Below are 23393 nucleotides of genomic sequence, written 5' to 3' on the forward strand. Positions count from 1 at the left end.
ATCTAAATGTAAATCAAGGGATTTATATTTGTTGTTTTTTTGTTGTTGTAAAATACAAGAAATAATCCCGCGAGTTGTTGAAAAAAAACCAAACACAACTACTGTTTATATATACAGCAATGACTGGAGCAGATCATGGCTTCTGTATTTTTAGAATCCATCCGTGACTTTATGACAACGCGTCGTTATGCCAAGCGCACTATAGACACTTATCAATATTGGATAAAATTTTATATTTTATACCATGCTAAAAAACATCCAGCGCAATTGGCAGAGTCGGAGGTTGAGCAATTCTTATCTTATTTAAGTAATCAGCGTAATGTTGCAATGAAAACTCAGGCAACGGCTTTAAATGCTTTGGTATTTTTATACCGTCATATTATTAATCGACCGTTATCACTTGAGATGAATTTTAATAAATCACTCGTGCCACCTAAATTACCTGTAGTACTGACCCGTGAAGAAATGCAGCGTTTATTATTGGCAATGGATCCAAAGTATAAACTTATCGCTCAGTTACTTTACGGTAGTGGTCTACGTTTAATGGAAGCTGTAAGGCTACGGGTAAAAGATGTCGATTATGACTATGTCTCATTAATGATTTGGCAGGGCAAAGGCAATAAAAACCGCAGAGTAACATTAGCACTCGAACTACTGCCGTTGTTGCGCAGCCAAAGTCACTTGGTAAATGACTACTGGCAACGAGACAAACAAGCAACAGACTATGCCGGTGTCTGGCTTGCGAATGCACTAGCTAGAAAATACCCAGCGGCTCCTTATGAAATGAGCTGGCAATATTTGTTTCCTTCTGCCCAGTTAAGCATGGACCCAGAAAGTAAAAAGCTGCGACGCCACCATATTGATGAAACAACGGTTCGTAAAGCAATTAAGCTGGCAGCAAAGCTGGCAAAAATTCAAAAAAATGTTACCTGCCATACACTACGGCACTCGTTCGCTACCCACTTACTTGAATCCGGTGCAGACATACGCACCGTGCAAGAACAACTCGGCCATAGCGATATTCGCACCACGCAAATTTATACGCATGTACTTAACAGTGGTGCCAGTGGCGTAAAAAGCCCGTTGTCGCAGCTACTTTAGGTTCTTATTATCTATTGGAATATCGCGTTTGGGGAATACAAAAAACCCGATAATAATCTTATGTGGAGTTGCTGCTGTTAGAAGGGCAAAAAAATAGACCGCAGAGCACTCCCTGATGGTTTAGCTAGGGGTATATATCAGCTGCTTGATCAGTCTCACGAGCGAGTCACTCAACAGGACAATGCTTATTTGTAAGCTCCTTGCTTTTTATGAATTTTTCTAAAACGCAGCGTCTCTTAACCCTTAATCTTTTTGTGAATAATTGTCTTAACTTTCTAATTTAAATTTTTACGCACACAAAAACGGCATTGCCAGAGCTTTCACCCCATGGGGTTATTTTTTCGTAGTCATGTTCAAACACATGTATTTCAAAATAAGGTTTTAGGGCTTCTTTTAACTGGGCAAAACTAACAGCGACCATTGGGTGCTCGTCGTGCCATATAAATGTTTCGTCTGCTGTTGCTTTATTTATACTGAGCTTTAATGACTGTTTTTCGCCACTGCCACTGTAATTCCAACCAGAGCGGAATGTGAATAAGCTGCCCGCGTTTTCAGCGCTATGCTCTACAAATGAATCGTTATCGATGTGATTTTTATCAACAACGTTAAAGCAAAATATACCACCGGCTTTTAGTGCATGGTGTACGCTTTTAATACAGTCTGTTAATTTATTAATGCCGTCGCAGTAATGGATTGAATACAAAAAGCAGGTAATTAAATCCACTTGCTCAGGGATCACAAACTCACTCATATTCTGCAATGAAAATTGCGCTTCTGGGCAGCGAATAATTGCTCTATCTAGCATGGGTTGATTTATATCAAGCCCACTACTTTGATAACCGTAATCAATAAAATGACGAACATGTGGGCCCGTACCGCACGCTAAATCAAGATGCGTATTCCCCTTATTACCAAATATTTGCTGTAGCCTATGAATAAAATAGCTTTGGGCTTGATAATCTATATCTGCGCACATTAAGTCATAGTAATCAGAAAGGTCTGTGTATAGAGCGTTCGCGGACATATCAGCCTAGTGGTTTGGAGTAGAGTATTTTAAGTCGCGCATAATAAACTAATTATCACCATTAACGAAGCAGATATGAAAGTAAGAGGTTTGTTGGGTTTTGTTTTACTCAACCCAACGTTCAATTTAAATGGCAAACTACTTAAAACTAACCACTGGCAACTTTACTTTAGTTTATCCCTAAATACTTATGTACTTGAACTGATAAGCGCCAGTTTTTTTCAATACAGGTTTCAATTGCCAACTTAGTTGCAGAGACTTTTTGGCTAATTGGTTGCAGGTAAACAAGCTTGGGGGTAATGCCTGTTTTTGCAAATAACTCTTCAAGCTCTGCAACGTGTTTTTGCATCGCGATTGGGTGTTTTATTTCATCGGCGCGTTGCATGGCTGAAGTAAGTACGTCGTAGCCGCCACGCATATTAATTTTCGGTGATACCGTCACCCAAGTTTGTGCTGGGGCTAAAATCTCAAAAGTGCCGCTGGTTTCTATTTGTGTACTATAGCCGTTAGCATGAAGTAATTCGCACACCGGGTTTAAGTCGTACATGCATGGTTCACCGCCGGTGATCACTACATGCTTGGCACGATAAGCACGATCGACAAACAAGTTAAATATTTGCTCAGCTGATGCGTCCGCCCAGTGATCTGAATCGGCCTTTTTCTCAACCGTGTCGTCCAGTGATACTTTATACACATTATCAACTTCCCACGTTTGCTTAGTGTCACACCAAGCGCAACCTACGGGGCAGCCTTGTAAACGTAAAAATATTGAAGGCGTGCCGGTAAAGCTGGCTTCGCCTTGAATGGTTTCAAATATTTCATTAATTTTGTACAAAAGAGTCTCACTCACTACTTGGCATTAATTACGAGCATAAACATAGTTTAAAAAATCAAAAAACACGGTCGGAAATTGTTATTTATGCCCCAGCCGTGTAGTATATCGCGCCCTGATATAAACCTCTATTAAAACTAAGAGCAAAACAGTTATGACGCAAAAAGTAGTTGTGATTTACTCCGGCGGTATGGATTCATTTACCGTATTAAATAAAGCCCTGCAGCAAGGCCGCGAGGTATATGCTCTGTCATTTGACTATGGTCAGCGTCATGTAAAAGAGCTTAAAGTTGCAGCCAGTGTGTGTGAAAAGCTTGGCGTACCGCATAAGATAGTTGATATTTCTGCGATCAATCAGTTAATTGGTGGCTCATCGTTAACTGATGATATTGATGTCCCAGAAGGCCACTACGAAGCCGAAAACATGAAAAGCACCATAGTGCCTAATCGCAACATGATTTTGCTATCACTGGCTGTGGGTTACGCTGTATCACTCAAAGCAAGCCAAGTGTATTACGGTGCTCACTCTGGGGATCATGCTATTTACCCTGATTGCCGTCCTGAATTTGTGCAAAAGATGGATGATTTATGTCGTATTGCTAATTACGACGCGGTGGAAATTTTCAGCCCGTATTTAAATGACACCAAAATTGACATTCTTACTGATGGTTTAAAAATGGGCTTGGACTACAGCCAAACGTGGACTTGCTATAATGGCCGTGAAAAAGCCTGTGGTAAATGTGGTGCCTGCCAAGAGCGCTTAGAGGCATTTAGCCTTAATAACATTACCGATCCAATCGAGTACGAATAACCCACATTAAAAAAGGCTATCATCGCGATAGCCTTTTTATTATTAACTGAAATAAGTTTACAGCCAACGTTTTACCCGAGACTTATAATCGCTGTACCCTTGACCAAATATTTTTAATAGAGCCCGCTCCTCTGGAATAATTTGAAACCAAGTTAAGTAACAAATAAAGCCCAGCACACACAATAACGCCCACAGTGATGTTAACCACACTCCCCAACCTGCCAGTATAAAAGCAAAACCAACATACATTGGATTACGTGAAATTTTGTACACACCCGTGGTAACCAGTGCTGACGCTTGATCTGGTTTATTTGGGTTTACAGTGGTTTTTGCTAAGCGAAAACTAACCACCCCAGCAATACAAAAAATACAGCCTGTGGTGAGTAAAATAACCGCAACATAAAAAATAAATGTGGTGAAATCAATCACACTGTAATGGGCAATTACCGCCATCAGCACAGCAAAAAAAAGCACTATAATAATCGGAGGGATTTTATTATTTAGCATAGTAACTCACTGTTGTTGTTAAAATTAGTTAATGCAATTAAACACTCATCACACTGTATCACTGATGAATATACCGCAGAGGGTCATGTTGATACAAATAAAGTTACAATTGTCAGCTTCATCATTTGCGCATTCTGGTTATACTTTACACACTATATAAAATAATAAGGAATACACCATGTCAGGAACTACTATGGTAGTCATGATCGTATTTATCTCTGTTGGGTTTGGGGTAATGTACGATATGTATAAAAAACATTTAGAGTTTAAACATCGCACACTCACCGATAATAAAGAGTCGAATAATCAAATTGCTGCTGTTAATGCTGAAATGCTTGCGTTAAAAGAGCGTGTACAAACATTAGAAGCTATCGTGACTGATCCAAGTTACAGCGTAAAACAGGAAATCAATAAACTTTAAATTTGCTTAAAGCGCTTGCAAGTAATCTGGATATAAATGCGCGTTTTCTGGCTGCTCAATTCCATGAGCGGCTAAAAAACCACAGATCACTTGCCCGCACCCTTGTGGAGCACGAGAGCTGTCAATTTCAAAATTTAATTGATCGGCATGTTGTTTGCCAAGTTCGCATAATTGCAACGCATGCTGCGAACGCAACACAATACTCAATGCCCCGATTTGCTCTACATTAACGTTTTTACTAAAGCGCGCAAAACCTGCATATTTAAATTGCTCATTTACATAATCATTACTGATCGCTACCAACGCGGTCATCAAGCCATGCAAAAAAGCATTTGCAGATGTATCTGCGGCTAAAAAAACCACTGTTTTTGCGTTAAATTCGCTTAACTGACAGTCAGTACAATTGAGCCGCAGAGTGTAAAGTATGTGCTCATCGGCAATTTTTTGTTGTGCAATTAAAGTCAGTGCAGCTCCAGCAAATAAACATCTAGCGAGTAACTTTATGACACTTTGCGGTTGATAATCAGCAGCCATGGTTAATTGCGGGTTTTGTGCTAATAAAGGTAAATCATGATGGTTATTAAACGGCGTGCTGCTGCCCTGCTCACTATCGAGTTGAAATAGTTCTCTTACTTCGTGTTCACGGGCTATTTTTAACGCTAAAAAAGCGGTTTGGATCAATTCCGAGGTAGGTAAGTTTTCTTCCACAAACCAGCGCCGGCCAAATAATAACTTTTTTGCCTTGGTGCTGCGGTAATTATCTGGACTAAGAATGGCCACTTGTAAATAAATTTGCTCATTCTGCTTTGCGGCGAGCACCCGAAAGTGAGTTGAAAACTCAATTTTATCAAGGGTTTCGTTCACGCTTTCGAGGGTATGTTGATAACGTAAAAAATGTTGCGGCACTACCCAGCTCGCGTTACTCAATTGCACGATGGGTGCATAAGCAATTGGCTGCTCACAATTATATAGCAGCTCATTATGAGTATATTTGACTGATGTAAAGTGGTTATTTTTATCTGACATAACTAAACCAAGTAAACTCGCTAACACAAAGCGCTGAAGATGAGTTATTTACGCTGTAACGCTAGTCGATAGATCACAGTGCTGCGTTTAATTTAGCGATATTTTTTGATAATCATCGAGCACATGTTGAAAATATGTACGGTCTTTGTTCAACATCCGAGTATAGTGCGCAACTAATTGTTGCAGATACAATTCGTGCATTTGCTCAGCATTGTCCCACATCTGACTGCCAGTAACACTCAACGCAGTGTTACTGGTAAAACTTAGCTGTATCACTTCGTAAAAACGGTTGTTTTCTTGCACCAGTTGCTCTTTGATAAGTCCTAAACCTAACGCCTGTAAACCTTGTCGTAAGGTATAGGTATGATGCACGGGACAAACAATAAAACTGAGTTGTTCACGAAGCTTTTCAGGGCAATTAGCAACCATTTTTTGTACTAGCCTCAGCAGTAATTCTCCACCGACTCCGGCGATAATTATCAGCTGCTTGGCTGATGGCTGCAGCTCAATTGTAGCTACATCCTGACATAATACTTGCCATTGGCAAGCTGCTTGCTGATCACTAAAACGCGTAAGCGTGTGTTCAAGCTCGTCCATTAACGTAGGCACTATATCAACAAAGTTTATTTGCTTGGCGGCTGCCCGCTTTAAAAGCGCCATACCAAGCAAACCGTGGTCACAACAACAGTCCCAAATTACATCATACGGCGCGCAGATCAACGAATCGATTGCACTGAGGCGGCTACTTAGTTTCATTTAAAGCTAAACTTGAGCCGTTTTATAGATCAATGCTTTTAAGCTACGGTCGCTATCAACATCAACAAAACCATGGGTCGGCGCTAGGCGCTCTACAAATTCAATCGCACCTTGAGTGTGTTCGTCTATCAGCGCTTTAAATGACGCTTCACTTAGCTCTGGACTGTTAGCACATAACAGCAATTGAGTATGGTCATTGAGCAGTTCAGGTAAGCGGCGCAGCACTTTTTGATAATCTTTAGTTAAAATGAAACTGCCTTTTTGAAAGCTTGGCGGATCAACAATAATTAAATCAAAAGGACCAGCCTTTTTAAGTTTACCAAACGACTTTAATATATCGTGCGGTAAAAAGCTCACACCGCGGTCAAAGCCATTAAGTTGATGATTTTGCTTACCGGTGCGCAGTACCCCTTTATTCATATCCATGTTGATCACACTATCGGCACCGCCACGCATTGCAGCAACCGAAAACCCACAGGTATATGAAAATAAATTCAATACCTTAGCGTGTTTACTATGGGCTTGCACAAACTCCCGACCACGGCGCATATCCGGGAATATACCGGTATTTTGACGGCTCATTAAATCCACTAAAAACTCACTGTCACCTTCTTTAACACTATGCGGGCTCGGTAGTTGACCAAATAACAGTTTATTTTCAGTTTGTTGTCCGGCGCGTTGTTGAAATACCAACGAGGTGATTAATTCTTTAGCGTGTTGTTGTGCCCATTGCCAAAGCTGCTCACTTAATTGCATTAGCGTTTGTGCGTCAACGTCGTCGTAAGACACTAAAAATAAACACGGTGGGTAAAAGTCGATATTTAGATGACTCAAATGCTCAGTAGTGTGACCGCGGCCATGAAACACACGACAAAGTTCATTGTCTGCTAAGGGCGCACTTTCAAGTGCTGTAATAAGGGGCGTAAAATTATGCATTTTTAATTAACTGTTGTTGTAATTCATGGATTTCATCACGAACGGATGCGGCTTTTTCAAATTCTAAATCACTTGCGTATGCATGCATTTTGGTTTCGAGTTGCTTAATTTGCACTGCGATCTCTTTTGCACTGAGCACTTGCTTACTTTGTTTTCGGATCAGCTGTAAATTATCTTGTGGGCCGGCTCGCTCACCAACATCCATAATGTCAGTAATTTTCTTCAATAAGGCTTGTGGTTCAAGGCCATGCTTAATATTGTAAGCGTGTTGAATATCGCGGCGACGCTGAGTTTCATCAATAGCTTTGGCCATTGATTTAGTGACTCGATCACCGTATAAAATTGCCCGACCATTTAAGTGACGAGCAGCACGACCAATGGTTTGAATTAATGCGCGAGCTGAACGTAAAAAGCCCTCTTTATCAGCATCGAGTATTGCAACTAGTGATACTTCTGGCATATCTAAACCTTCACGCAGTAAGTTAATACCCACTAACACATCAAACACCCCAGCGCGAAAATCACGAATAATTTCGACCCGTTCAACGGTATCGATATCCGAATGCAAGTAACGCACTTTTACATCATGTTCAGATAAGTAATCCGTTAAATCTTCAGCCATGCGCTTAGTAAGTGTGGTTACTAGCACGCGTTCATCAATTGCTACGCGTTTATATATCTCTGACAATAAGTCATCAACTTGAGTTGCCACTGGGCGTACTTCAATTTGTGGATCTAGTAATCCTGTGGGGCGAATAACCTGCTCGGCAATATCATCTCCACAACGTTCAAGTTCAAAATCACCCGGGGTTGCTGATACATAAATTGTTTGCGGTGCTATGGCTTCAAATTCTTCAAAGCGTAGTGGCCGGTTATCCATCGCCGACGGCATACGAAAACCGTATTCCACGAGATTTTCTTTACGGCTACGATCGCCTTTATACATAGCGCCGATTTGCGATACCGTAACGTGAGATTCGTCAATAATCATTAACGCATCTTCAGGAAGATAATCAAGCAAGGTTGGCGGTGGATCGCCCGGCGTGCGACCAGATAAATATCGGCTGTAGTTTTCGATGCCAGAGCAATAACCAAGCTCGGTCATCATTTCAATATCGTATTGTGTACGTTGTGCCACGCGTTGCTCTTCGACCAGTTTATTAGCACTGAGTAACTGCGCACGACGATCTTTTAATTCAGCTTTAATATGCTCAACCGCATCAAGAATTTTATCTCTGGGTGTCACATAGTGCGTTTTAGGATAGATAGTTGCGCGGACTATGTGTTTTTCAACCGCGCCTGTAAGCGGGTCAAAAATACTTAGCCGTTCTATTTCGTCATCAAACATTTCTACACGCACTGCAAAAGTGTCTGACTCAGCAGGGAATATATCCACAACTTCGCCACGAACCCGATACGTACCGCGGCTAAAATCAATGTCATTTCGCGTATATTGAATTTCGGCTAGTCGGCGCAGCATATCGCGTTGATCAACTTTTTCGCCCACTTTTAACAACAGCATCATCTTCATGTATGATTTTGGATCGCCCAAACCATATATGGCTGATACTGATGCCACTATAATTGTATCCCTACGCTCTAATAGCGCTTTGGTAGCACTTAGGCGCATCTGCTCTATGTGTTCGTTTATCGAGGCATCTTTTTCAATAAAGGTATCGCTTGCAACAACATACGCTTCTGGCTGGTAGTAATCATAATACGAAACAAAATATTCAACCGCGTTGTGCGGAAAAAACTCTTTCATTTCCCCATATAACTGCGCTGCTAAGGTTTTATTATGCGCCATAATAATCGTTGGGCGATTCAAATCATTGATAATATTAGCCATGGTAAATGTTTTACCAGTACCTGTTGCCCCTAATAATGTTTGATGAGCAAGTCCGGCTTCTAACCCTTCACATAACTGCGCAATCGCGGTGGGTTGATCCCCCGCAGGTTTAAATTTAGATACCAGTTGAAAATGGTCGCTCATGCTTGGCACTCCTGTACAGCTTGGTTACTGATCATATTCAGCTCTTTGATAAACCATTTATAAGCTATTATTGCAGTAAATAAATTACCCAGCGCTGCGCCGATCAGCAAGCCTGGTAAACCGGCATATAAATTACCGACATAAGCAAATGGAATATAAAAAATAAATAATCGGATCACACTTAGAATTAATGCATTCATTGGTTTGTGTAAGGCATTGAACGATGAATTAGACAAAATAATTATCCCTTGCAAACCGTAACTTAGCGGCAAGGTAAAAATAAATAATTTGATCACATCGATAACCATCTGCTCTTTACCAAACAACTCACTGATCACTCCTGAAAATGCAATGAGCAGTAAATAAATAATAAACTGCCAAATCATCACAAATTTTAATGTTGTGGTGTACGCCTCTTTAACACGGTTAAGTTTACCAGCACCAAAGTTTTGACTAATAAACGGCGGTAACGTCATCGATAAAGCTAACACCACCAGACTGGCAATTGATTCAATACGACTGCCTACGCCAAAAGCAGCAACAGCCTCAGGTCCATGATGGGCAACCATGGCAATCATCACCGCCATTGCAACTGGTGTTAACATATTTGCACCTGCCGCTGGCAAACCAATTTTAAGAATTTTTCGAATAGAGCTTAATGGGGTTTGGTTATTTGCATTTAGGCTCAGCAAGCCTTTTTTTACTGCTAGCAAATATAAAATAATGACAACGGCTACCGACCATGCGATGACGCTGGCAATCGCAGCGCCTTTAATGCCAAATGCAGGAATTGGCCCAAAGCCAAAAATCAATACTGGGTCGAGCACGGCATTGATAAGCCCCGCTCCACCCATCACTATGCTAGGTGTTTTGGTGTCACCGCTGGCACGTAACACTGAGTTACCAACCATAGGGGTAATTAAAAATACACTGCCTAAAAACCACACACTCATATACTCATGGATCAGCGGCAACACTTGCTCCCCTGCTCCCAGCAATTTAAATATCGGGGAAATAAACAGATAACCAAATAGCGATAAACACACCACCATCACCACTGCAATTAATAATGCGATGCTGGCGTCAAAGCGTGCTTCTTCAATATTATTACTACCCAATGCCTTGGCAATAACCGCTGACGTACCGATACCCAAACCAATAGCTAGGCTGATCACGGTAAAGGTTACCGGAAAAGTAAAACTGACAGCCGCTAATGGCTCAGTTCCCAATAAGCTAATAAAAAATGTATCAACAATATTGAACATCATTAACGTAATCATGCCGAAAATCATCGGCACAGTCATTTTCTTCAAGGTCGGTACTATTGGATCGTTTAATAAATCGGGAGCTGAGTTGCTCTGCAAAGTTGCGCGCATGGGAATAAATAAACCTCTTTTATTAAGCGTGGTATTTTAAAGCATCAGGGCTTTTCAAGCCACGCATTTATCAAGTGATTATAAATTGATTACAAAAACGCCTAAAAAACCATAGAAAAGTGTTCTTTTTACGTGTTTAGCGATGATTTCACTTCGAACCTCTACTAAAAACAATAAAAATACATTTTTATAACCTTTATCACAAAAACATCGCGACTGGTGCTGCATTTTTACACAAAAATTGCGCTAATCGAATCGTTACGAATAAATTTACTCATCAACGAAGCTCTTTTCAGCTTATTTTTTCAAGTCATTGTTTTAAAATGAGATAAAAAAACTGTTTTAAATGCTTGATATCCTCACAGTGCCCTAAAAATATGGCTCTGCCAACGTTCTTAAAGTTTCATAAACAGAGTTATCCACAGAAACCGTGGATAACTCTTGCAAAGCCACGTTAATAAAGGCGTGCAAAGGGGCGGCTTAAACACGCTAACGGCAATGTTGGCAAATACTAACTTTAGACAATTTGAGTTAAATAGCTCATAAAACATACTTAACCCCTGTACCAATGACCTGTCACATTTATTTAAACGCCCATTCAATATGAAAAAATAAATTTAACCAATTGAAATAAAACAATATATATATATTTCCTTGCTATTCTCATGGGTATTAAGTCGCTAAACTAAGGGTTCAGATCTGTATGTCATTTTTTTCTCGGCATTTTTCGTTAACGACTAATTAAATGCATAAGTAAATTTAATTATTGCGAATTTGCGCTTTTATTAGCTAACGTTAAAAAAGTACATTTCATAAATTTATTCGTACAAAACTAGATAAATGATCACTTTTATAATTTGCTTGGCGGTTAACTTGTTTGTTTTTTAGTCGTTAAAAACCATAATTTTATGCCACATCTCGATCTACACGACTCAAATAGGGAGAAAAAAAGCCACAAAACAGCCAGATCGAACATAAAAACATCGAACAGACTGCTTTTTTTTGTTTATCCGGTTTTATGTGTTGACACTTTGCAGCGCGGTCATTAATATTTCGCCCCGTTGAAAGGCACATACGCTTCCCCCTTAGCTCAGTTGGTTAGAGCGACGGACTGTTAATCCGCAGGTCCCCCGTTCGAGTCGGGGAGGGGGAGCCAGTCTTTTCAACCATAAACGATTCCCCCTTAGCTCAGTTGGTTAGAGCGACGGACTGTTAATCCGCAGGTCCCCCGTTCGAGTCGGGGAGGGGGAGCCAAGTTTATGTAATATGATTATTGTTCCCCCTTAGCTCAGTTGGTTAGAGCGACGGACTGTTAATCCGCAGGTCCCCCGTTCGAGTCGGGGAGGGGGAGCCAAATCATATAAAATTTAAGTATTGTAGTTCCCCCTTAGCTCAGTTGGTTAGAGCGACGGACTGTTAATCCGCAGGTCCCCCGTTCGAGTCGGGGAGGGGGAGCCAACTTAAAGAATCAATTAGACTTTCCTAAACAATTCCACTACTCTACTACAATCAAAATATTTCTTTTTAATACACATTTAATAAGTGTAAAATAATTTGATTAATCAAGGATCTGATTCCTTCCCTTTGATCTACTAAAAAGAATAAGACATGGCTGGTTTCAAAAAACTCATATTTATTCAATTAATATCTTGGCTGTTGTTTGCAAGTATTGGTGGCTATTTTGTTGCGTCAGCGTTTGACAACGCAGTAAGCGATGCACAACATAAAACGCAATCAGTGGTAAACAACTATATTAGTAAACATTCTATTGTCGATATAGCACCAGATAAACTTCAGCAAGTGCTTGCTGACGGTAATACTTTTTCTTCATTTATTTTGCGTGATCAGCAAGGTAAAGAACTTATAAATATTACATCCCCTACTTCATTACCAGCCATTGCGCAATTAGTTAACACCAGCTTTAACTCTATCCGTCCTCAATTTGCTGTTAATCAAGCGTCTGATATCAAAGTTGAATTTACTATTAATGCCAATAACCTTGGGTTGATACTCCAACAAGCGTTGTTTATTGTTATTTTAGTGTCAGGTTTAATGGCAATTATTCCCATTGTGTTTATGAAAACCATGTTTAGTAAGCTAAATAGAAATATAAGCATGACAGTGGCTGAGATAATTGATGTTTATATCAATCAAAATCAAGTCAACAACGGTCTTGAAACAGCAATTAATAGCAGCAAAATAAAACAACTGGGCGTTGACCTAGTGCCGAGCTTTAATCGCCTGTCGCACTTTTTACAAAGTAAGCATGATGATATTCAAAATGCCGCACATTCTATCAAGCAAGAAGCTTATAAAGATGTAGTTACTGAACTTGGCAACCGTAATATGTTTGTTGAATATTATGAGAAGTACATTGAAAGCAGTGAAAAAAGCACCTTTGGCTCTTTGGCGATGGTTCGTTGTAGTGAATTACAAGCAATCAACCAAACTCGTGGTTACCAAAAAGGTGACGAGTATGTCAAAGCTGTGGCTGATATTATTAAACATATCAGCGGCACATATACAGGCAGTAAAGTTTTTCGTTTGAATAGCTCAGATTTCGCGATTGTGCTGCCTAACACTCCTCTCAAGGAATCTGAACGTTTTGGTGATAACTTACAATCTCGATTTACTCAATATCAGCAAAACCAAGAATTAAGCTCAGTAGCAAATACTGGGATCGTCGCTTATGAAAAAGGCAAACCCTTAGGTGAGCTACTTTCGATAGTAGACAATGCTATGAGCATGGCCCAATCAAAACAAGCTAACGCCTGGCATATACAACGCGAAACTGATTTAGTTAATAATGTAAGTGCAGGATTTGGCAATCAAAACTGGCGTAAAGTGATTAATGAAGTAATTGAAGCTGAGCGTGTACATCTGGTAATGCAAAACATTATGCCAATTGGTAAAAGCATGAAGGCCTACGCTGAAATTCAAGTGCGCTTTAAAACAACAGAAAACCAAGTATTGCCTACCGCTTCATTTTTAGCTATGGCTGAAAAGCTTGATATGGCGATGGAAATTGATCAGTTAATCATTAATTCATCACTGGAAAAAATTAAGAGCCGTAATTTCTCTGAAAAATTCTTTGGTTTGAATGTTACCGCCTCAAGCGCACACAATGATCAGTTCGTAATTTGGCTAGAGCGACGTTTATTAAAAGACACAAATATTGCCTCAAAACTGGTATTCGAAGTGAGTGAATTTGGCTTACAGCAAAATATTAAAGCCAGTAAACGCTTTATAGATATGATCCACCGTGTTGGTGCTCGGATCACGGTAGAACGATTTGGTGTTGGTTTAACCTCGTTTAAGTTTTTCCGCGATTTAAAACCTGACTTTATCAAAATGGATGCAAGCTATACTCGCGGCCTTGAAGAAGATAAAAATAACCAATACTTTATGCGTTTAATGGTCGACCTCGCGCATCGAATTGGTGTTAGTGTTTTTGCTGAGGGTGTTGAAAGCCAAGAAGAAAAACACATTATTGAAACTTTATGTCTTGATGGTGTGCAAGGTTATTACATCGAAAAGCCAAAAGATATTTAATCAATCTAAAGGGTGCTTTTAGCACCTTTTTAGTTTTCTAGTAGTTTATTTCCCCCTCCCCTGATCTGCTTTATCATTCCAAATGTCAGTAACTAGGTTAATGAACAGTTAATCTTTATTTATCATGCTATAAAATTCTAAATGCAATTCACTATCATTATTAAATGAGCCGTTTATTTACCTTCTACGTGTTGTTAAACAGCCAATAAAAAAGGATAATGTCGGCGTTTATTATAGCTTGAGGCGAACATGACAGAATATGTATTGCTGTTGATCGGCACAGTACTGGTTAATAACTTTGTGTTAGTACAATTTTTAGGTCTATGCCCGTTTATGGGTGTATCTGGCAAACTGGATACAGCTATAGGCATGTCACTTGCGACCACTTTTGTGTTAACACTTGCCTCTGTAACAAGCTATCTAGTTAATCAATATATTTTGATCCCACTTGATATCACGTATTTACGTACTCTAAGCTTTATTTTAGTGATTGCGGTGGTGGTTCAGTTTACCGAAATGGTAGTCAGAAAAACCAGCCCTACGCTGTATCGCTTACTCGGTATATTTTTACCTTTGATCACCACAAACTGTGCGGTCTTAGGTGTTGCGTTACTAAATGTCAAAGAGGATCATACGTTTTTACAATCTGCAGTATATGGCTTTGGCGCTGCTGTTGGTTTTTCTATGGTACTGGTATTATTTGCAGCTCTTCGTGAACGCTTAACCGCTGCTGACGTACCTACCCCCTTTAAAGGCGCATCGATTGCGATGATCACCGCAGGCTTAATGTCGATGGCCTTTATGGGCTTTACAGGATTAGTGAAGTTTTAACATGACCTTGTTTTATGCCTTGATTGCGCTGGGAACCCTAGCACTCATTTTTGGTTTGATCTTAGGATTTGCTGCTGTGCGCTATCGAGTGCAAAGTAATCCGATTGTTGAACAGATCGATACTATATTACCGCAAACACAGTGCGGCCAGTGTGGGTATCCGGGTTGCCGCCCTTATGCAGAAGCCATCGCCAATGGCGATGAGATTAATAAATGTCCACCAGGTGGCGATGCGACAGTAAAAAAATTAGCTGACTTAATGGGTGTTGAAGCTAAACCCCTTGCCGGTGGCGAACAAGCTGAACCGATAAAAACCGTTGCCTATATACGTGAAGATGAATGTATTGGTTGTACCAAATGTATTCAAGCTTGTCCTGTCGATGCTATTGTTGGTGCCACGCGCCAAATGCATACTGTTTTAATTGATGAATGTACGGGTTGTGACTTATGTGTTGAACCTTGTCCTGTTGACTGTATTGATATGCTGCCTGTAGAAACCACTAAGCAAACGTGGAAATGGCAACTAGATGCAATCCCAGTAACACAGATTGATTAAGGGCTCCCTATGGAAAAGCTAATCGCACAGATAAAACAAGGTAAAGTGTGGCCGTTTCCAGGTGGCATTCATCCACCGGGACAAAAAACAATTTCCAACAGTCAAGCAATCGCCCGTTTACCTTTGCCTGACAAACTCGTTGTGCCATTAAAACAACATATTGGTGCTAACGGTCAACTGATCGTCGAAAAAGGCCAACAGGTACTTAAAGGGCAAGCACTTACAAAGCCTGTTGCGAATTGGTCGGTGCCAATACACGCCCCCACTTCTGGTACTATTACTGATATTTGCCAAATGCCGTCTGCGCATCCATCGGCATTGCCTGAATTGTGTGTAATTATTGAGCCCGATGGCCAAGATAGCTGGTGTGCGTTAGCACCGGTGACAACACCAAGCCAGCTTTCTCACGAGCAACTTATCGATATAATTCATGACCGTGGTATTGCCGGTATGGGCGGTGCAGGATTCCCAACTTATATTAAAGCAGATAGTCGCAAAGCAATTGAGTATTTTATTGTTAATGCAGTGGAATGTGAGCCCTATATTACTGCTGATGATGTACTAATGCGTGAGCATGCTGCAGGCATTATTGCTGGCATAGAGATCATGCAGCAATTGCTTACACCAACACTTACTATCGTTGGTATAGAAGATAACAAACCAGAGGCCATCGCAGCCATGCAGGCAGCGGCTGAGTATAATGACAAAATAATCATTCAAACAGTTCCTACTGTTTATCCTTCTGGTGGTGAAAAGCAATTAATTAAGCTACTTACCAATAAAGAAGTCCCTAGTGGGGGAATTCCAGCAGATATCGGTGTGTTAGTACAAAACGTCGGCACTTTATTTGCTGTTCATCAAGCTGTCTATGAAGGTAAGCCACTAATTGAACGTGTTATTACGGTAACAGGTAATACAATTCATAATCCGGGTAATGTATGGGCTTTATTAGGCACTGAAATAAAACATCTACTTGATTGCCAAGGCTTTTCACCAGTGCCACAGCAACGCGTTGTAATGGGCGGCCCTATGATGGGCTTTACTTTGCCAACGGTGCGTATCGGCGTGGTAAAAACCACTAACTGTATTTTAGCCCCAGATCATGATGAGCTGGCAGAGCCCGGCCCTGAAAAAGCCTGTATTCGTTGTAGTGCTTGTGCTGATGCCTGCCCTGCTTCACTGTTGCCTCAGCAATTACAATGGTTTGCTAAATCAAAAGAATACGACAAACTGAAAGAGCATAACCTGTTTGATTGTATTGAATGCGGTGCTTGCGCGTATGTGTGCCCAAGTGAAATTCCGCTGGTGCAGTATTACCGTGTGGCTAAAGTTGAAATAAAAGAACAGCAAGCTGAGCAAGTTAAAGCTGAACGTGCGAAAGAGCGCTTTGAACTTCGAAAACAACGCCTAGAGCGGGAGCAAGAAGCACGACAAAATCGCCATAAACGCAAACCAGCTGCTGAAAAATCGGCTGACGAAAAACAAAAAATTGCCGATGCTCTAGCACGCGTTAAAAATAAACCAGCAAAAGATGACGACAAATCAGCCGTTGCCGCTGCAATTGCTCGCGCCAAAGCTAAAAAACAAAATCAAGAAGCAACGCTTGAACCAGATAACAGTGACGTAGCATTAGAGCGCGCAGCGCGCAAAGAGCAAGCTCGCAAATACAAAGAGCAAAAATCCGCAAGCAATACAGCCGCTGATCCGGATGATAAAAAGTCAGCCGTGGCCGCTGCAATTGCCCGCGCTAAAGCGAAAAAAGCGGCGGCATCAGAAGATGAAAGCGATAACACGACGGCTACACCTACTGATGATAAAAAAGCCGCAGTAGCCGCTGCAATTGCCCGTGCTAAAGCAAAAAAGGCAGCACAGGCTGAACCAGCAGCAAGCGTAGAAAACGACAACTCTGAAAGTGAAGTCGCTACAGCCTCACCTACTGATGATAAAAAAGCCGCTGTAGCCGCTGCAATTGCTCGTGCTAAAGCAAAAAAGGCAGCACAGGCTGAACCAGCAGCAAGCGTAGAAAACGACAACTCTGAAAGTGAAGTCGCTACAGCCTCACCTGCCGATGATAAAAAAGCCGCTGTCACTGCTGCTCGTGCAAAAGCGAAAAAGGCAGCACAGGCTGAACCAGCAGCAAGCGTAGAAAACGACAACTCTAAAAGTGAAGTCGCTACAGCCTCACCTGCCGATGATAAAAAAGCCGCTGTCGCTGCCGCCATTGCCCGCGCTAAAGCGAAAAAGGCTGCAAAAGCTGAACAAGCGGCTAGCGTAGAAAACGACAATTCTGAAAGTGAAATCACTACAGCCTCACCTGCTGATGATAAAAAAGCCGCTGTCGCTGCTGCTATTGCTCGTGCAAAAGCGAAAAAGGCTGCACAAGCAGCAAGCGTAGAAAACGACAACTCTGAAAGTGAAGTCACTACAGCCTCACCTGCCGATGATAAAAAAGCCGCTGTCGCTGCAGCCATTGCCCGCGCGAAAGCGAAAAAGGCTGCACAAGCTGAACAAGCGGCTAGCGAAGAAAACGACGATGCTGAAAATGAAACTTCGGCTACAGCGATAAACGAAGCTGAAATCGCTGAAGATAAACCAGAACAGACCGCACAAGATAAGAAAAAGGCCGCTGTTGCCGCTGCGATTGCCCGTGCAAAGGCTAAAAAATTACAACAAGAAGGAAGTGATAAGTAATGAAGCTAACGATGGCCAGTTCGCCGCATAGCCACAGTCATAAATCACTTAGCAGGTTGATGCAAACAGTGATCTTAGCCTGTATTCCTGGACTTATCGCACAACTGTATTTTTTTGGTACAGGTGTATTGATCCAGCTAATTTTAGCGTTAGTCACGGTTAGTATCAGTGAAGCCATTATTATGCTTATTCGCAAGCGCCCTGTATGGCCTGCGCTTGGAGATGGCAGTGCATGGCTTACTGCGGTCTTATTAGCATTAAGTATTCCGCCACTCGCCCCATGGTGGGTTATTGTGATGGGTAGCTTTTTTGCCATCGTCATTGTTAAACAGCTCTATGGTGGCCTTGGTTTCAATTTATTTAACCCTGCCATGGCTGCATACGTGTTATTGCTTATTTCGTTCCCTGTGCAAATGACCACTTGGATGCCAGTTAGTGACTTACTCGCAAACCCAATTAGTCTTACTCAACAGCTTAGCGTTATTTTTAATGGCTTTACCAGTGCAGGTTTTAGTGTTGATCAACTTAGAGTTGGGGTTGATGGCGTAACAATGGCCACACCTTTGGATACCATCAAGACTGATATCGCTCATGGTTTAACCGTATCTGAAAGCATGCAAGCCGCTATTTTTAATAGTTGGTTAGGACAAGGTTGGGGCTGGGTAAATCTTGGCTTTTTAATCGGTGGCTTATACCTTATTAAAGCCAAAGTTATAAATTGGCATATCCCAGTTGGTGTAATTGCATCAATTGCTGTGTGCAGCGCAATTGGTTATATCGCAGCACCTGGTACTGAGCCTGGTATGGTATTTCATTTATTTAGTGGCGCAACCATGTTAGGGGCCTTTTTCATAGCCACGGATCCGGTTTCGGCAGCTACCACTAATCGCGGTCGGTTAATTTACGGCGCATTGATTGGTTTATTAGTTTATTTGATCCGTACTTTTGGCGGTTACCCAGATGCCATGGCGTTTGCTGTGTTACTACTCAATATGGCCGTGCCACTGATAGACTATTACACTCAACCACGTACTTATGGCCATGGGGTGAATAAATGATTATTTCATCAATGACAAAAAATGGCGCTATTTTAGCCCTGTTTGCCCTGCTCACTACCGGCGCTGTTGGTATTATCCATAACCTCACGGCTGACAGTATTGCAGACCAAGAGCGCAAACAACTTTCATTACAGCTGCAAGATGTACTCGCCCCTAATTTTTACGATAATACTCTTTATCAAGATTGTGCCATCATTGATGATCCACTACTTGGTAATAAACCACAAACCGTTTATCGTGCTCGCAAGGGTGGCCAACCTGTTGCTTTAGTAATGCGCCACGTGACGCCAAAAGGTTATAGCGGCGATATAAGTTTATTAACTGCCGTATTTGCAAACGGGGACGTTGCCGGAGTACGTGTTACTAAACACGAAGAAACGCCTGGTCTTGGTGATAAAGTAGAAATGAAAAAATCTCTTTGGATCACCTCATTTAAAGATAAAACTGTACTTGATGACGACGATACTCGCTGGGCAGTAAAAAAAGATGGCGGAGACTTTGATCAATTCACTGGCGCTACCATTACACCACGCGCCGTGGTTGGCTCAGTAAAACACGCTGTGTTATTCTCAAAAAACAATTTCGATGCGGTATTTAGTGCTGATAACGCATGCCAAATAGGTGAGCCATGAGCCAATTAAAAGAACTGTTTAACGAAGGAATGTGGAAAAACAACCCTGCCCTCGTGCAATTACTCGGTTTGTGCCCACTACTGGCCGTCACATCAACGATAACCAATGCGATGGGCCTCGGTTTAGCCACTCTGCTGGTATTAGTTGGCTCGAACGTCACAATTTCTGCGGTGCGTAATTTCGTGCCAAAAGATATCCGCATTCCTGTATTTGTGATGTTTATCGCAGGCTTTGTAACCATAGTGCAGCTATTAATGAATGCCTATACGTTTGGCTTATATCAATCGCTAGGAATATTTATTCCACTGATAGTTACTAACTGCGCTATTATCGGCCGCGCTGAAGCGTATGCCTCTAAGAATCCGATTCATTTATCAGCGTTTGACGGTTTAATGATGGGCTCTGGCTTTATGGTAGTACTGGTTGTGCTTGGCGCAATGCGTGAGTTGATCGGCCAAGGTACCTTATTTGATGGCGCCGATTTACTACTGGGCCCATGGGCATCGGTTTTACGCATTGAAGTATTTAGTTTTGATAATCAATTTTTGCTCGCTATTTTACCACCCGGTGCATTTTTAGGTTTGGGCTTACTGATTGCTGCTAAAAATGTCATTGATGCGCAAATAAAAGCAAAACAAGTAGCACCACCAGTGGCCGAAAAAGGCCCACGAGCAAGGGTCACCAGTTTAACTTAAGGGGAAGCGCACAGTATTTACTGTGCGTTTAAGTTGCATGAATAAAGAAAAACGATACGAAATACTCTCTCGCTTGCGCGAGCAAAACCCACATCCAGAAACCGAGCTTGAATATTCAAGCCCGTTTGAACTGTTAGTTGCGGTAACGCTATCAGCACAAGCAACTGACGTTGGGGTAAATAAAGCCACCCGTAAGCTCTTTCCCGTCGCCAATACGCCGCAAGCAATTTTAGATTTAGGCCACGATAAACTTCGCGATTACATTAAAACCATCGGTTTGTTTAATTCTAAAGCTGCCAATGTGTACAAAATGTGCCAAATTTTAGTTGATAAGCACAACAGCGAAGTGCCTGAGAATCGTGAAGCCCTAGAAGCCCTACCCGGCGTTGGCCGTAAAACTGCCAATGTGGTACTCAACACCGCCTTCGGCTGGCCGACAATCGCGGTAGATACCCACATAGACCGCGTATCAAACCGCACTAAATTTGCTATGGGTAAGAACGTTGTTGAAGTAGAAAAAAAGCTATTAAAAGTTGTACCAGCAGAGTTTAAAGTAGATGTACATCACTGGCTCATTTTACATGGACGTTATACCTGTGTGGCGCGTAAGCCAAAGTGTGGCAGCTGTATAATTGAAGATTTATGTGAGTTTAAAGAAAAGACTGAGTAACTAATTTTTAATTGAAATATTAAGATAATCATACGATATGTGCCCTACGTATGATTATCTTAATTTGAAAACCTCAAATAAACGCTTAACCTTTAAACATTACCGGACATAAACTCTATACTCCCAAGGCGCCAACTTAAGGCTTGCGTCTTCAGTAAGCGTTGCCTTTTGTTTGCTAAATAGCTCTGTATATACTCCAGCTGTTTGTGGACCCATAAATTGAATATCTTGCTCTTTATCAGAAAAATTAATCACAACAAACACTTTATCTTTGGTATTTTCGCGGATAAAACTAAACACCTCTGTCGGATTAGTATTATAAATACGCTCCATTGTCGCGCCATATTTACCATGCCACAACGCACTATTTTGTTTCTGCAAAGCTAAGAGCTTCTGAATCAATGGCTTAAATTTATGTTCTTTCCATTCGATAGGATCTTTTTCAAAAAACTCAAGCCGCTTAATATTCCCAGCTTCAAGTCCATTATAAATTAATGGCATACCTTCACCGACAATAGACAATACGATTGCTGTCGCTACTTTTTCTTCGCTACCATAACGCTCAAACACGGTTCCTTCCCATGAATTAGCATCGTGATTTGAAACATACGTCATCCGATAGCTATTTTTCGGATACGCTCCCTCATTCCATGAATAGTATACAAACAATCTATTTAAATCAGCGTGACCACTTAAAATATCATGAATAGCTTCCTGCCAAGACCATGCATAAGTAGCATCAAAAGCTTTAGCATGTAAATCACGCATTTCCCATTCAGCTAACATAAAAACGGGCTTGATCGCGTCTAGCTCCGCCCTAACGTTTTCCCAAAAATCGAGAGGAACAAAACCAGCTACATCACATCGATAACCATCAATATTTACTTCTTTGACCCAATACTTCATTGCATCAGTCATGTATTCACGCATTTCTGGTACGTTATAATCAAAGTCGATTATGTCTGACCAATCCCACCACGGCGTAGGTTGAAAATTACCTTGCGAATTTTTTGTATACCAATTTGGATGCTTATGTCTTAATTCATTATCCCAAGCACTATGATTTGCTACCCAATCTAGAATAACGTACATACCTAATTCGTGAGCAGCGTTAACAAAGCTTTTTAAGTCATCTAAGGTACCAAACTCAGGATTAACACCGTAGTAATCTTTTACTGAATAAGGGCTACCCAGCGACCCTTTTCTGTTTTCTTCGCCAATCGGATGAATCGGCATTAACCAAAGAATATCGACGCCAAGTTCTTTTAATCGTGGTAGTTGATGCTCAGCGGCTGCAAATGTTCCTTCAGGTGTGAACTGTCGCGTATTAATTTGATAAAAACTTGCGTTCTTACTCCACTGAGGATGCGTTAACTTCACATATTCTTGTGGAACATAATTAGAGGAAATATTTGTTGTCTTAGTTTTTTTACTTATATTAGTGCAGGCACACAGCCCTAAAAATAGTAATATTATTGAAAGGTTTTTCATTTATAAAGCCCCTTAAACGATTAAGTTTTAACAATATGCGATGTAGTGAAATTATTTTCAATAAACTATTAACATGAATACGTATGTAAGTCTTAATGCCTATCTACGATAATTATCATTCGGTTGGCCTACCATCGCTGTAGATACGCATATATTCCGTGTATCAAACCGTACTAAGCTTGCCATGGGTAAAGACGTGGTAGCCGTTGAGCAAAAACTCGAAAAAGTGATCCCCAAAGAATTTAAAGTAGACGTACACCATTGGCTCATACTGCACGGGCGTTATACCTGTGTTGCCCGTAAACCAAAATGTGGCAGTTGTATTATTGAAGATTTATGTGAGTTTAAAGACAAGACTGAATAATGTTTATTCTTTTTTGAGCCAATAAGTAAACTTTAAGTTTTTATCTTTGCTGCTGTTTGCATGCATTATT

20 protein-coding genes, 4 tRNA genes and 1 pseudogene are annotated in these 23393 nt (G+C 41.1%); 16 read left to right on the plus strand and 9 right to left on the minus strand.

Translation table 11 applies throughout. From position 1 onward, the window contains the following. Nucleotides 1-135: 135 nt before the first annotated feature. Entirely contained in the window at nucleotides 136-1101 is a 966-nt protein-coding gene (locus tag H5163_RS14350) for an integron integrase (RefSeq protein WP_182735423.1), read from the plus strand. A gap of 280 nt (nucleotides 1102-1381) precedes the next feature. Here H5163_RS14350 and H5163_RS14355 read toward each other — a convergent pair whose 3' ends face one another. Both H5163_RS14355 and queE read right to left on the minus strand, forming a co-directional pair. Next, complete coding sequence (locus tag H5163_RS14355) at nucleotides 1382-2125, minus strand: class I SAM-dependent methyltransferase (RefSeq protein WP_182735424.1); 744 nt, start codon at nucleotides 2123-2125, stop codon at nucleotides 1382-1384. Between the two features lie 169 nt (nucleotides 2126-2294). Then, a complete protein-coding gene (gene queE / locus H5163_RS14360; RefSeq protein WP_182735438.1) occupies nucleotides 2295-2960 on the minus strand; it encodes a 7-carboxy-7-deazaguanine synthase QueE in 666 nt (221 codons plus the stop codon). A 127-nt stretch (nucleotides 2961-3087) separates the two neighbouring features. Here queE and queC point away from each other — a divergent pair, with 127 nt between their 5' ends. Continuing rightward, nucleotides 3088-3768 carry a 7-cyano-7-deazaguanine synthase QueC gene (gene queC / locus H5163_RS14365; RefSeq protein WP_257326361.1) on the plus strand — a complete coding sequence of 227 codons (681 nt, stop codon included), beginning with the start codon at nucleotides 3088-3090 and terminating at the stop codon, nucleotides 3766-3768. A 57-nt stretch (nucleotides 3769-3825) separates the two neighbouring features. Here queC and H5163_RS14370 read toward each other — a convergent pair whose 3' ends face one another. Then, nucleotides 3826-4275, minus strand: coding sequence for an isoprenylcysteine carboxylmethyltransferase family protein (locus tag H5163_RS14370; protein WP_182732465.1), 450 nt, complete (start codon nucleotides 4273-4275; stop codon nucleotides 3826-3828). Nucleotides 4276-4453: 178 nt separating this feature from the next. On the opposite strand from H5163_RS14370, the gene H5163_RS14375 reads away from it, so the two are divergent. Further along, a complete protein-coding gene (locus H5163_RS14375) occupies nucleotides 4454-4696 on the plus strand; it encodes a hypothetical protein (RefSeq protein WP_182732466.1) in 243 nt (80 codons plus the stop codon). Nucleotides 4697-4702: 6 nt separating this feature from the next. Here H5163_RS14375 and H5163_RS14380 read toward each other — a convergent pair whose 3' ends face one another. The 5 genes from H5163_RS14380 to H5163_RS14400 form a co-directional block, all read right to left on the minus strand. Further along, nucleotides 4703-5722, minus strand: coding sequence for a hypothetical protein (locus H5163_RS14380; protein WP_182735425.1), 1020 nt, complete (start codon nucleotides 5720-5722; stop codon nucleotides 4703-4705). An 87-nt stretch (nucleotides 5723-5809) separates the two neighbouring features. Continuing rightward, nucleotides 5810-6478 (minus strand): tRNA (adenine(22)-N(1))-methyltransferase TrmK, encoded by a 669-nt coding sequence (locus H5163_RS14385; RefSeq protein WP_145240737.1) that lies wholly within the window; start codon nucleotides 6476-6478, stop codon nucleotides 5810-5812. Nucleotides 6479-6484: 6 nt separating this feature from the next. Continuing rightward, a complete protein-coding gene (locus tag H5163_RS14390; protein ID WP_182735426.1) occupies nucleotides 6485-7414 on the minus strand; it encodes a class I SAM-dependent methyltransferase in 930 nt (309 codons plus the stop codon). Next, a complete protein-coding gene (uvrB, locus tag H5163_RS14395; RefSeq protein ID WP_145240732.1) occupies nucleotides 7407-9407 on the minus strand; it encodes an excinuclease ABC subunit UvrB in 2001 nt (666 codons plus the stop codon). The genes H5163_RS14390 and uvrB overlap by 8 nt, the downstream gene beginning before the upstream one ends. After that, nucleotides 9404-10783 (minus strand): MATE family efflux transporter, encoded by a 1380-nt coding sequence (locus tag H5163_RS14400; RefSeq protein WP_145240731.1) that lies wholly within the window; start codon nucleotides 10781-10783, stop codon nucleotides 9404-9406. The genes uvrB and H5163_RS14400 overlap by 4 nt, the downstream gene beginning before the upstream one ends. A gap of 1079 nt (nucleotides 10784-11862) precedes the next feature. Here H5163_RS14400 and H5163_RS14405 point away from each other — a divergent pair. The 12 genes from H5163_RS14405 (at nucleotide 11863) to nth (ending at nucleotide 21468) form a co-directional block, all read left to right on the plus strand. Then, nucleotides 11863-11939: transfer RNA gene (locus tag H5163_RS14405), tRNA-Asn, on the plus strand. Nucleotides 11940-11960: 21 nt separating this feature from the next. Continuing rightward, nucleotides 11961-12037 (plus strand) — tRNA-Asn (locus H5163_RS14410). Between the two features lie 23 nt (nucleotides 12038-12060). Beyond that, a tRNA-Asn gene (locus H5163_RS14415) sits at nucleotides 12061-12137 on the plus strand. A 27-nt stretch (nucleotides 12138-12164) separates the two neighbouring features. After that, a tRNA-Asn gene (locus H5163_RS14420) sits at nucleotides 12165-12241 on the plus strand. Nucleotides 12242-12391: 150 nt separating this feature from the next. Next, a complete protein-coding gene (locus tag H5163_RS14425; RefSeq protein WP_145240729.1) occupies nucleotides 12392-14335 on the plus strand; it encodes an EAL domain-containing protein in 1944 nt (647 codons plus the stop codon). A gap of 249 nt (nucleotides 14336-14584) precedes the next feature. Continuing rightward, nucleotides 14585-15166 (plus strand): electron transport complex subunit RsxA, encoded by a 582-nt coding sequence (rsxA, locus tag H5163_RS14430; protein ID WP_145240727.1) that lies wholly within the window; start codon nucleotides 14585-14587, stop codon nucleotides 15164-15166. Nucleotide 15167: 1 nt separating this feature from the next. Further along, entirely contained in the window at nucleotides 15168-15722 is a 555-nt protein-coding gene (gene rsxB / locus H5163_RS14435; RefSeq protein WP_145240725.1) for an electron transport complex subunit RsxB, read from the plus strand. 9 nt (nucleotides 15723-15731) lie between these two features. Then, nucleotides 15732-18413, plus strand: a complete 2682-nt coding sequence (rsxC, locus tag H5163_RS14440; protein ID WP_182735427.1) for an electron transport complex subunit RsxC — start codon at nucleotides 15732-15734, stop codon at nucleotides 18411-18413. Further along, nucleotides 18413-19471, plus strand: a complete 1059-nt coding sequence (gene rsxD, locus H5163_RS14445; protein WP_182735428.1) for an electron transport complex subunit RsxD — start codon at nucleotides 18413-18415, stop codon at nucleotides 19469-19471. Before rsxC ends, rsxD begins: the two co-directional genes overlap by 1 nt. Continuing rightward, nucleotides 19468-20103, plus strand: a complete 636-nt coding sequence (gene rsxG / locus H5163_RS14450) for an electron transport complex subunit RsxG (RefSeq protein WP_182732475.1) — start codon at nucleotides 19468-19470, stop codon at nucleotides 20101-20103. The genes rsxD and rsxG overlap by 4 nt, the downstream gene beginning before the upstream one ends. Beyond that, the gene (locus H5163_RS14455; protein ID WP_145240717.1) at nucleotides 20100-20798 is read left to right on the plus strand and encodes an electron transport complex subunit E; all 699 of its coding nucleotides are present in this window, start codon (nucleotides 20100-20102) and stop codon (nucleotides 20796-20798) included. Before rsxG ends, H5163_RS14455 begins: the two co-directional genes overlap by 4 nt. 37 nt (nucleotides 20799-20835) lie before the next feature. Beyond that, entirely contained in the window at nucleotides 20836-21468 is a 633-nt protein-coding gene (nth, locus tag H5163_RS14460; protein WP_145240715.1) for an endonuclease III, read from the plus strand. Between the two features lie 99 nt (nucleotides 21469-21567). Here the strand turns inward: nth and H5163_RS14465 are convergent, their stop codons facing one another. Beyond that, nucleotides 21568-22959 carry an alpha-amylase family glycosyl hydrolase gene (locus H5163_RS14465; protein WP_145240713.1) on the minus strand — a complete coding sequence of 464 codons (1392 nt, stop codon included), beginning with the start codon at nucleotides 22957-22959 and terminating at the stop codon, nucleotides 21568-21570. Nucleotides 22960-23074: 115 nt separating this feature from the next. Between H5163_RS14465 and H5163_RS14470 the strand changes: the two are divergent. After that, nucleotides 23075-23323: pseudogene (locus H5163_RS14470) on the plus strand (endonuclease III); the annotation flags it as partial. Nucleotides 23324-23393: the final 70 nt, after the last annotated feature.

The sequence above is a fragment of the Pseudoalteromonas sp. SG44-8 genome, from assembly GCF_014164125.1.
GTDB lineage: Bacteria > Pseudomonadota > Gammaproteobacteria > Enterobacterales > Alteromonadaceae > Pseudoalteromonas > Pseudoalteromonas rhizosphaerae.